General features: G+C 39.6%; 10 protein-coding genes. 3 read left to right on the top strand and 7 right to left on the bottom strand.

Annotated elements, in window-relative coordinates; genetic code table 11:
* A partial coding sequence (locus QNK26_RS16970) for a nucleoid-associated protein (protein WP_319225160.1) occupies positions 1-154 on the top strand: 154 nt, incomplete at its 5' end.
* Positions 155-223: 69 nt separating this feature from the next.
* On the opposite strand, the gene QNK26_RS16965 is transcribed toward QNK26_RS16970, so the two are convergent.
* A complete protein-coding gene (locus tag QNK26_RS16965) occupies positions 224-718 on the bottom strand; it encodes a hypothetical protein (RefSeq protein ID WP_319225158.1) in 495 nt (164 codons plus the stop codon).
* Positions 719-924: 206 nt separating this feature from the next.
* Positions 925-1,335, bottom strand: coding sequence for a hypothetical protein (locus QNK26_RS16960; protein ID WP_319225156.1), 411 nt, complete (start codon positions 1,333-1,335; stop codon positions 925-927).
* Positions 1,336-1,706: 371 nt separating this feature from the next.
* On the opposite strand from QNK26_RS16960, the gene QNK26_RS16955 reads away from it, so the two are divergent.
* Positions 1,707-2,006, top strand: a complete 300-nt coding sequence (locus tag QNK26_RS16955) for a Dabb family protein (protein WP_319225154.1) — start codon at positions 1,707-1,709, stop codon at positions 2,004-2,006.
* A gap of 103 nt (positions 2,007-2,109) precedes the next feature.
* On the opposite strand, the gene metE is transcribed toward QNK26_RS16955, so the two are convergent.
* Positions 2,110-4,398 (bottom strand): 5-methyltetrahydropteroyltriglutamate--homocysteine S-methyltransferase, encoded by a 2,289-nt coding sequence (metE, locus tag QNK26_RS16950; protein WP_319225152.1) that lies wholly within the window; start codon positions 4,396-4,398, stop codon positions 2,110-2,112.
* 171 nt (positions 4,399-4,569) lie between these two features.
* Between metE and QNK26_RS16945 the strand changes: the two genes are divergently transcribed.
* Positions 4,570-5,496, top strand: coding sequence for a LysR family transcriptional regulator (locus QNK26_RS16945; RefSeq protein ID WP_319225151.1), 927 nt, complete (start codon positions 4,570-4,572; stop codon positions 5,494-5,496).
* A 57-nt stretch (positions 5,497-5,553) separates the two neighbouring features.
* On the opposite strand, the gene QNK26_RS16940 is transcribed toward QNK26_RS16945, so the two are convergent.
* From QNK26_RS16940 to QNK26_RS16925, 4 genes are all read right to left on the bottom strand, one after another.
* Positions 5,554-6,267 carry a transglutaminase family protein gene (locus QNK26_RS16940; protein ID WP_319225149.1) on the bottom strand — a complete coding sequence of 238 codons (714 nt, stop codon included), beginning with the start codon at positions 6,265-6,267 and terminating at the stop codon, positions 5,554-5,556.
* Between the two features lie 81 nt (positions 6,268-6,348).
* A complete protein-coding gene (locus tag QNK26_RS16935; protein ID WP_319225148.1) occupies positions 6,349-7,119 on the bottom strand; it encodes a helix-turn-helix transcriptional regulator in 771 nt (256 codons plus the stop codon).
* Positions 7,120-7,131: 12 nt separating this feature from the next.
* Positions 7,132-7,929: a response regulator gene (locus QNK26_RS16930; RefSeq protein ID WP_319225147.1), complete on the bottom strand. Its 798-nt coding sequence runs from the start codon at positions 7,927-7,929 to the stop codon at positions 7,132-7,134.
* A gap of 159 nt (positions 7,930-8,088) precedes the next feature.
* The gene (locus tag QNK26_RS16925) at positions 8,089-9,111 is read right to left on the bottom strand and encodes a tyrosine-type recombinase/integrase (protein ID WP_319225145.1); all 1,023 of its coding nucleotides are present in this window, start codon (positions 9,109-9,111) and stop codon (positions 8,089-8,091) included.
* Positions 9,112-9,396: the final 285 nt, after the last annotated feature.

Here is a 9,396-nt window from a genome sequence, read left to right as displayed (position 1 = left end):
GGGTGGTGGTTTAAGTGTTAGTTTCGACCAGAAATTAATGGGTGAGCGTATTAGTTATGATGCACAAACCGATACGCTAACAATTGTGGGTATTCCGCCTAACTTGCGCGAACAGCTAACTCGCCGCGGTAATTCAAGCGAAGATAACGAATAAAAGATCATACCTTATTGTCTATATTCAAGAGGGTGGTAGCTACAGTTAGCATCCTCTTATTCAGATCTATTAGATTAGCTTATTTTCGATAGATCTTGCTTGTTTTAAACCCCATTCCCCTTTTATGGCTACTTTTAGCATCATATCTAGAAAAATATGTAAGCCGTTATTATCCAGATCAAGGCAAATGCCATGGTTGTCTCGAGAATAAATATATAAAGCGACTAAATTATCTGGCTTTTTATCTAACGAGATCCGGGTGGTGAGTAATGCATCGGGTTGTGCTGGTGTTGATTTTTTCTGTATTTCAGTTCTGCCTGCGGCGTCATGCAAGGCTTGCTGGTGCTTATCTGCAAATGATGTTTCTTGATTGGTTTTATTTTCTTTGTAGCAAGATTGAATTTTATCTAATTCATACTGCAGGGTTAATTCGGCATTGAGCATTTCTAGTAATTTTTTGCACATATGCCGAGTGAGCCACCATTGAGGATGATTTATATTATTCGAAACGATAAGTAACATGCGATCTTCAACAGGGTTATAAGTTAAGCTAACTTGGCTCATTCTTAGTCCTTACTCGATGGTATACGGTATATTGATATTACTTAATAGTAGTTTTTACATGGTAAAGTGCAAATGCAAATGAAAAACAGTTAGCGGTAATGTTGATGCGAATTGAAAGGGTATAGGCTAAGTGGTAGTAGAGATTCTCAGGTAGGGAATAAGGGGGACAGCGTCCCCCATTAATTGATTATGCAATCAAAGTATTATTATGCTTCAGCAGTTGCTTTTGCAGGTGCTTTAATCACTTTTTGTACTTTTGCTGGTTCAGTTTTTAGTTCACTGATCATAGTAGCAAGTAGGTCAATTTTGCTTTCTACTTCATTCAATTTTTGACCTTGAACACCAGTAAAGCGACCAGTGATACTTTGTGCTTTAGTTTCAATTGATTCTAAAGAGATTCTTTTACCTAGAAGTGCAGAAACTTGTTCTTTTACTTGAGGTTCAACTTGTGCACCGCGCTCAACTAGAGATTCGAAAAGTTGAGTTGCTTTATCTGATGACTTTGATGCTTCATCAATGATTGTGCCATAAACACCAAAACCTGCAGTGATAGACGTTTTTGCTGTTTCTTTTGCGACATTGTAGATAGTTTCTACTTGGTTTAGTAAGTTAGCCATGATTATCACTCCTAGTGAAAGTATTCAGATTAAGGTTTTTCTCAGTTGAGTTAATCATATTGGTTTTATTTAGAAATCACATTCCAGAGCTCAATAAAAATGACTAATTTTAAATAAAAAATGTACCTCCCTCGATAATGCACGCTTGAATCTGATGAATCATTGTAACTATTAATCATGGTGTCTAAGTTTATCTATTAACGTTGCGCGGTATTGATAGGTATAAGGTTCATTGGTGATGCTACTGTGAAAATGTTATGAAATTTTGATATTCATCCAGCCAAATCGACGATTAAAAGTTATACTGCTCTTTCTTCAATCCCCAAGTGAGTTGGGTGAATTATTCGTTTGTTAAAAAGGATCGAACAATCATGGCGTTCAAACATATTGTTATGTGGACTTTACAAGACACTGCTAATGGTAATGATAAAAGCACAAATGCTAAATTAGCGAAAGAAGCACTTGAAGCGCTTAATGGTCAAATTCCTGGGTTACAACGTTTGGAAGTTGGCATTGATTGTTTACAAGGTGCGGGATCTTACGATTTGGTATTAATTGCGGACTTAGATTCTCGCGCTGCACTAGACGTGTATCAAGACCACCCGAAGCATCAAGCTGTGTTACCAATGATGAAAAGCATTACCAGCCAGCGCGCTGCAGTCGATTACTAATTGATTGGCGAGTTTGATTAGTCGGTTGAATTAATTACTTAGCAAGATAAAATAAAGGAGAGCGATTGCTCTCCTTTTTGTATGTGACAGATAATGTTATGTACTAAGACTTGTGAGAAAAAGTCTCTCTTAAGTTATGCGCGGCGCTGACCATGTTCTGTAATGCAGCTTCAGTTTCTTGCCAACCACGTGTTTTAAGACCGCAATCAGGATTAACCCATAAGCGTGCCACGTCAATGTATTCGCTTGCGTTGGTAATTAACTGCGTCATCCATTCGACACTCGGCACATTTGGTGAGTGAATGTCATATACACCCGGACCAATGTCATTTGGGTAACTAAAATCAGTAAAGGCGGACAATAGATCCATATTAGATCGTGATGTTTCAATCGTTATCACATCGGCATCTAACGCTGCAATCGACGGCATAATTTCATTAAATTCGCAGTAGCACATGTGCGTATGGATCTGGGTATTATCGCTCACACCCGATGCGCTGATACGGAAAGCTTTTGTTGACCAATCTAAATACGCTTGCTGTTCGCTGTTACGTAGTGGCAAACCTTCACGCAATGCCGGTTCGTCAATTTGAATGACTTTAATGCCTGCCTTTTCTAAATCAACCACTTCATCGCGAATCGCCAATGCAATTTGGTTGGTTTGTTGTTCACGGCTAATATCGTCACGGGTAAATGACCAACATAAGATAGTAACAGGGCCTGTTAGCATGCCTTTCATTAACTTGCTGGTTTGCGCTTGTGCATACTGACTCCAAGCCACAGTCATCGGTGCTGGGCGAGAAATGTCACCAAAGATGATGGGTGGTTTTACGCAACGCGTACCATAACTTTGTACCCAACCATTTTTTGAGAAGGCGAAACCATCGAGTAATTCACCGAAGTATTCAACCATGTCATTACGCTCTGGTTCGCCATGTACCAGTACATCAAGCCCGAGTGCTTCTTGGCGTTTTACCACATCTTTGATCTCAGCTTGCATTTTAGTGACGTATTGGTCTTGGCTTATCAGATGTTGTTTAAATTGATTACGGGTTTGACGAATGTCACTGGTCTGTGGGAACGAACCTATAGTTGTGGTTGGAAATAGTGGCAAGTTAAGTTCTTGCTGTTGGCTAACAATACGCTGAGAAAACTGACTATGACGTTGCGCGTCTTGATCGGTTATCGCGGCAACACGTGCTTTAACTGCGGCATTGTGAATACGAGGTGACGCTGCACGAGATAGTACCACTGCGGCGGATTCGTTTAATTGCGTGCTAAGCGGCTCTGAATCATCACCGTTTAGCAATGAATTGATGGTGCTAATCTCTGTCAGTTTTTGTGCTGCATAGGCTAACCAAGATTTCAGCTCACTATCTAGCTCTGTTTCGTTATTCAGATCAACAGGGCTATGCTGTAATGAACATGACGATGCAACCCATAGGCGATCACCCAATAGTGCTTTAGCTTGCTGTAAGGCATTCACTGATTGAGCTAGATCGTTACGCCAAATGTTACGCCCGTTAACGATACCTGCAGACAAAATAGCGGTATCAGGCAGCAATGCTAATGCCGTATCTAATTGTGTTGGCGCACGAGATAAATCAATGTGGAAACCATCAACAGGCAGTGAGAATACTAACTCGGCATTATCGCCTAGCGCACCAAAGTAACTGGTGAGTAAAAGTTTGCTGTTACCTTTGGCTAATTCAGCATAACTTGTGTTGAACGCATTATGCCATTCAGTGGTTAGATCTTGTACTAGAATCGGTTCTTCAATTTGTACCCATTCAACGCCTTCATTTTCAATTTTATTAAGCAGCTGTTGATACGTCTCAACAAGTTGAGGTAGGAGGGTCAGCTTATCAAAATCACTGTTGGTTTTACTTAACCATAAATAGCTTACGGGGCCAAGTAGGCTGGCTTTAATTGGTAAACCAAGTGCTTTGGCTTCTTGGATCTCTTCAATCAATTGGTTGTAGCTGAGTGCAAATATTTGCGTTTCGTTTAGCTCTGGAACAAGGTAATGATAGTTAGTATCGAACCATTTTGTCATTTCACATGCAGCGGCTTGTTGACCACAACACGGGCTAGAACCACGCGCCATATTAAATAATGTATCGAGTGTGATGTTGTCTTCTTGATGGCGAGCAGGGATCACACCTAAGGTTGCTGATAATGCTAATACTTGATCGTACCAAGCGAAGTCACCCACAGTGATGAAGTCAAGTCCGGCATCAATTTGTTGCTGCCAATGTTTCGCTCGCAATTGTTTGCCAACGGCTTCGAGTTCAACTTTAGTGATGTCATTTTTCCAATATGATTCAATTGCTTTTTTTAATTCGCGGTCCGCACCGATACGTGGGAAACCTACTATGTGTGATTTAGCCATTTGCAACTCCATTTGATTTAGTTGATATCTATAAACGTAAAGCCGTTTAGATGGCTAAAGTATTGAACACTCTTCCACATGAATCAAATTCATATTTTTATTGATAAAGTTGAAAAAAATTGAAGTAACGATTATGCTAAATCCAGTCATCAGTGCAAAAGGAAATTAACGATGCTCGAAGTTAAGCATTTGAAAACAATTATCGCATTAGAGCAAACAGGTTCATTAGTCGAAGCATCAGAAAGTCTTTACATGACACAATCGGCGTTATCACATCAAATTAAAGATCTTGAAGAACGCTTGAATACCACATTATTTATCCGTAAAACCAGACCCTTACGTTTTACTGTGGCTGGAGAGAGGGTGCTTAAATTAGCAAAGTCAGTGTTGCCTATGTTTGCTAATACAGAGCGTGATATTAGCCGTTTATTATCGGGTAATGCAGGCCGCTTGCATATGGCAATCGAGTGCCATAGTTGCTTTCAATGGCTCATGCCAGCAATTGACGTCTTTCGTGACCAATGGCCTGAGGTTGAGCTTGATTTAGCTTCTGGTTTTAGTTTTGCACCGTTACCAGCGCTTAAACGCGGAGATGTCGATTTAGTTGTGACGTCAGATCCACAAGTATTATCTGGGATTCATTATGAGCCGCTTTTTAGTTATCAACCGATGCTTGCTGTGAGCCGTCATCATGCTCTGGCAGATAAAAGTTATATTGACCCAGAGGATCTGGCTGAAGAAACGCTAATTACTTATCCTGTTGAACGAGAACGTCTTGATATATTTAATTTATTTTTAGATCCAGCGGGCGTTTCTCCACATGCAATTCGCCATGCTGAGTTAACTATTATGATGTTACAGCTGGTGGCAAGTGGACGTGGTGTGGCGGCTTTGCCTAACTGGGCGTTAACCGAATATTTAGAAAAAGATTACATCTTAGCCAAGCCACTCGGTGAAGAAAGCTGTTGGACGACTTTATATGCGGCTATCCGTGTTGAACAATTGGAAATGCCGTATATGGCTGAGTTTTTAAAAGATGCAAAAGCTAGCTCATTTCAACAGTTAAAAGGCATTAAAACTCCGATTAATCTTGGATGATAGCAGCATGGGGTCTTGTGACCCCTTACTTTATTTAGCTTAAAATAACGGTTTATGTTATAACTTTTCATTCCTGATATTATCGACATTTTTGTTCATTAAATGTCGTAATAAATAACGAAATATCAACTTTTTAATACCAGTGAGATTGCTGCCTTTTTCATTATAAAAATCATCTGGTTGAGAATAAACCCCGAAGTCATCGGCAATCCCTTCTTTTTGTATATAAGTACTGTTTCCTTGCCATTCGTTTGCGGGTTTTTTTAAGCATTTAGTGGCAATACCAAAGCCACTAAATGTGTCACCGTTATCTGCGAATTTAGCCTGGATCACGGTTAGATATTGGCGGTCAATAATATAACCTTCTAAATTTAACCAGCGCCCAGCGAAATATATCTCAACCCAGCTATGAATGATTTTCTGTGGTGAGAAAAAGAAAAGATAGCTGGGTATTGCACCTTGTTGCAGCTGATTATAAATAGTAAAGCCATGAAATCGGCTTTGAATGCTCAACGCCCGTAACAAGGCCATTAATAACGTGCCCTTCGTATTGCATTGGCCGTAGCCATCTTTTAATACCTGACTTGCTGTTAAGGTATCGTCGCGGTTGTAGCCAAATGTAATATCGTCGCGTACAAAATTGTACACAGCGCCAATTGCATCGTATTGAGAAAGATCTCGCCATCCATGTAGCGTGATGAGCTGCTGAATATCCTCATTAAGATAGTCCAGCATTGGTGTCGTTTGCAGGTAAGCTTGATTAATCGTCATAATGATTTACTCCGTTCACTGGTTTGAGTGATTAGAATAAGCAAAGTGATGTGCTAAAAATTGAATAAACTGGCTAACTTATTAACTGTCCATTTGATTCAATGACAATTTCGCATCACGTAATGTCATGCCAAATGTATTGTGAAATGTTCTGCTTAAGTGTGCGCTATCTGAAAATCCGGCGAGGTAGGCCGATTCTGTTGCATTTTTTCCATACTCTATTGCCTGGACAGCACAAAGCAAGCGTCGCCATAGCAAATAAGGTCGCCATGCAATGCCCATCTCTTGTCTAAACAGGTGCAAGAATCGACTTTCTGAAATCGCTAATTCACTTGCCACTGCATTGGCTCGCCAACGGTTTGGCTTTAAACATTCCTTTCCAAAGCAGCCATTAAGCCGATGAAGCAGTGAATTAATTCTATCGTCCAATTTATTACCGTTAATATTGTACTGTTCGTCGCTTTGCTGCCAAGTAATATTAAGGCTAAGGAGGAGAGGGGTCAATATTGTGGCTACTGCCGCGAACTCGACCATTACAGATTGGTTTGCAGAGGTAAAGCGTGCTAGATTCGTAATTTGTCGATATGGGTCGTTTTGTAAATAGGCAGACAGTAATACACCTAACCAAGATTGCGGCTCAACTAAAATTACCCAGCCCGCTTGCATCTCTAACTTATGCGTAATATCAGAGGCAATAATGAGCGGGGTAACTACCTGAGTGTCAAGAATCGTGACCGTTGAACACGCACTGGGCCAGACTATTTGTATTGCATTGTGTTTATGTGACTTAGCTTCAAGCGAAGAGCCATAAAACATAAATATACCCGGTATAGCCCAGACATTAGGTTTCATTGTGATGCTCTGCTATTGCTCATTTAATAGCTGTTGAACAAGCATTCTAACGGTATCGATATCAAAAGGCTTGTCGCACAGTGCTGATACACCTGCTTGTTTTACTGCGCTTAATTGAGCGTTACCTTCTTCAGACGTCACCATCATGATTGGTAGGTAAGCTAACTCTGGATTCATTCTGATCTTCTCAACCAGCTCTTTGCCATCCATCTCTGGCATATTGTAATCGGTGACAATCAAATCGAATGCATTGTGGGCCAAATATTCTAATGCTTCTACACCATTTTCAGCAGTCGTCACACCGACAATACCCATACTGTAGAGTACCCGGCAGATATGTTTTCTTGCCGTTAAACTATCATCGACAACCAATACTTTCAATGCGGTTACATCGTAGAGATCTAACTCCATTTCTTCTGGTTCAATATAGCTAAGCGTGGCATTAAGAGCGCGCTGTAAATCAACAAATTTAAACGGCTTAGGTAAAATGGCAATAGCGCCAGCTTGTTTTACTTTATCTAATACCGAGAAGCGCTGCTCACTAGAGATGAGCATAAAGGCGATACTTTCTGTGAGGACGTTAGACTTTACAAACTCAGCAAACTCAGCACCAGAGCCATCTTCAAAATACATTGCACTGATGATTAAATCGGGAATAAAGCCCGTTAAACTTTGTTTTGCCTGCTCGAGTGAAACAACGCATTCGATGTTATCAACACCAGCATCCTGCAATTGGGTTCTAATAAATTTACGTTGTGTAGTAGAAGGCTCAATTAATAAAATAGACAGGTCACGAACTTCAAGACTCATATGATTCCTTGTAACATATTATATTATGTTTCTTTTATTTAAGTGTTTGATATTAGTGATGTTAACTTATATCTAGCTGGTTTCTAGTAACCGTATTAAGCATATATTCGTATAATCTAGTGTATATTTTTGCCTAGTGCGCCATTTTGCCGCCATTTTTTATATGGTTTGCGACATGTCACTGACGGGATTAAACAACACCGCATCGTTTAAGTGAGACTGTGAAAAATGCGCGTATGCCATTGTTTGCTTAATCTCTCTGTGCCCTAGAATTTGCTGTAATACTAATATATTTCCGCCGTTCATCATAAAGTGAGCTGCAAATGTGTGACGTAGAACGTGTGTTGCTTGGCCTTTAGGCAGGCTTGTTATACACGTTTTGATTCGGTTATGCAGCCTTTCGTAACTACAATGGAATAAACTGCCGCTTTCACCAGTTTTAATCTGATGGTAAAAGGATTTTGAAATAGGAACTGTTCTATTTTTTCGCCCCTTTGTTTCAATGAACGTGATTTTGTATTCCGATAGTTGCGATCCTTTTAAGTTGATCGCTTCACGTATTCTCGCCCCTGTCATTAGACAAATTAAGATGACATTTTTAATGTCCTGACTATTTGGCTTTGATTCAACTGACTCTAATAAATCTGCAATTTGTTGTTTACTTAAAAAGCTTAATTCACGCTCTGTGCTTTTTAAAGGACGCACATTTGCGACTGGATTGGTGTGTTCCCACTCATTCAAACGAGTTAACTCATTAAACATTGAACGCAAAATTCGAATATCAAAATTATGTGTGGTTTTTGATATTTCAACTGGTTCACCTTTTTTTGATAGCCTGCCAGCTCTGTAATAGGCGATATCATTAGTCGTTAATTTTGACGCTATTGGATCGTTTAAATTTTCACAAATTAGTTCTAAGCGCCTGTGAGTATGAACGCCTGATTTTAAATTTTTGCCGTGCAGCACATACCAAATGGAAATTAATTCAGATAGCGTTCTGGTGTCAACTTTACTACCCATCCAAGGAGCGTTGTCAGCCTCTTTCATTGTGTAACTTTCAAATGCCAGCGCTTCTCCTTTTGTCGCGAATCGCTTTCTGATTCTGCGGCCACTGCGACCCATTGGGTAACATTCACAAAGCCAAGGTTTCTTGTGGCCATCTTTGAGGTTACGAACAGACATGGTGGATTTCCTTATAACTCGTAAAAAGGTGTATTTGGTATTATAAAATAACAAACACTGTTTTTATATACAGTTATAAAGTAATTGTAGCAATAATCTATGTTTTATCATGCGGGCTTAAACATAGATTTATCGATGTTCAAGTTTCTTATCTAATTAGCTACCGATTCTGCCGCCGTTTTAATCAGAAACTATGATTTTATACAGTGTTATTTGTTTATTTCTCATAAAACTTCCGAAAAGGTATTCATAAATGACAAACATATTAATATAATTATAATCACC

The organism is Moritella sp. (genome assembly GCF_033791185.1).
Classification (GTDB): Bacteria; Pseudomonadota; Gammaproteobacteria; order Enterobacterales; family Moritellaceae; genus Moritella.
The sequence above is the reverse complement of the archived record's forward strand: the minus strand, read 5'-3'. Positions and strand labels throughout refer to the sequence as shown.

Coding starts and splice junctions, on each gene's coding strand:
- QNK26_RS16965 (WP_319225158.1), bottom strand. CDS start 718: ATGAGCCAAGTTAGCTTAACTTATAACCCTGTTGAAGATCGCATGTTA.
- QNK26_RS16960 (WP_319225156.1), bottom strand. CDS start 1,335: ATGGCTAACTTACTAAACCAAGTAGAAACTATCTACAATGTCGCAAAA.
- QNK26_RS16955 (WP_319225154.1), top strand. CDS start 1,707: ATGGCGTTCAAACATATTGTTATGTGGACTTTACAAGACACTGCTAAT.
- metE (WP_319225152.1), bottom strand. CDS start 4,398: ATGGCTAAATCACACATAGTAGGTTTCCCACGTATCGGTGCGGACCGC.
- QNK26_RS16945 (WP_319225151.1), top strand. CDS start 4,570: ATGCTCGAAGTTAAGCATTTGAAAACAATTATCGCATTAGAGCAAACA.
- QNK26_RS16940 (WP_319225149.1), bottom strand. CDS start 6,267: ATGACGATTAATCAAGCTTACCTGCAAACGACACCAATGCTGGACTAT.
- QNK26_RS16935 (WP_319225148.1), bottom strand. CDS start 7,119: ATGAAACCTAATGTCTGGGCTATACCGGGTATATTTATGTTTTATGGC.
- QNK26_RS16930 (WP_319225147.1), bottom strand. CDS start 7,929: ATGAGTCTTGAAGTTCGTGACCTGTCTATTTTATTAATTGAGCCTTCT.
- QNK26_RS16925 (WP_319225145.1), bottom strand. CDS start 9,111: ATGTCTGTTCGTAACCTCAAAGATGGCCACAAGAAACCTTGGCTTTGT.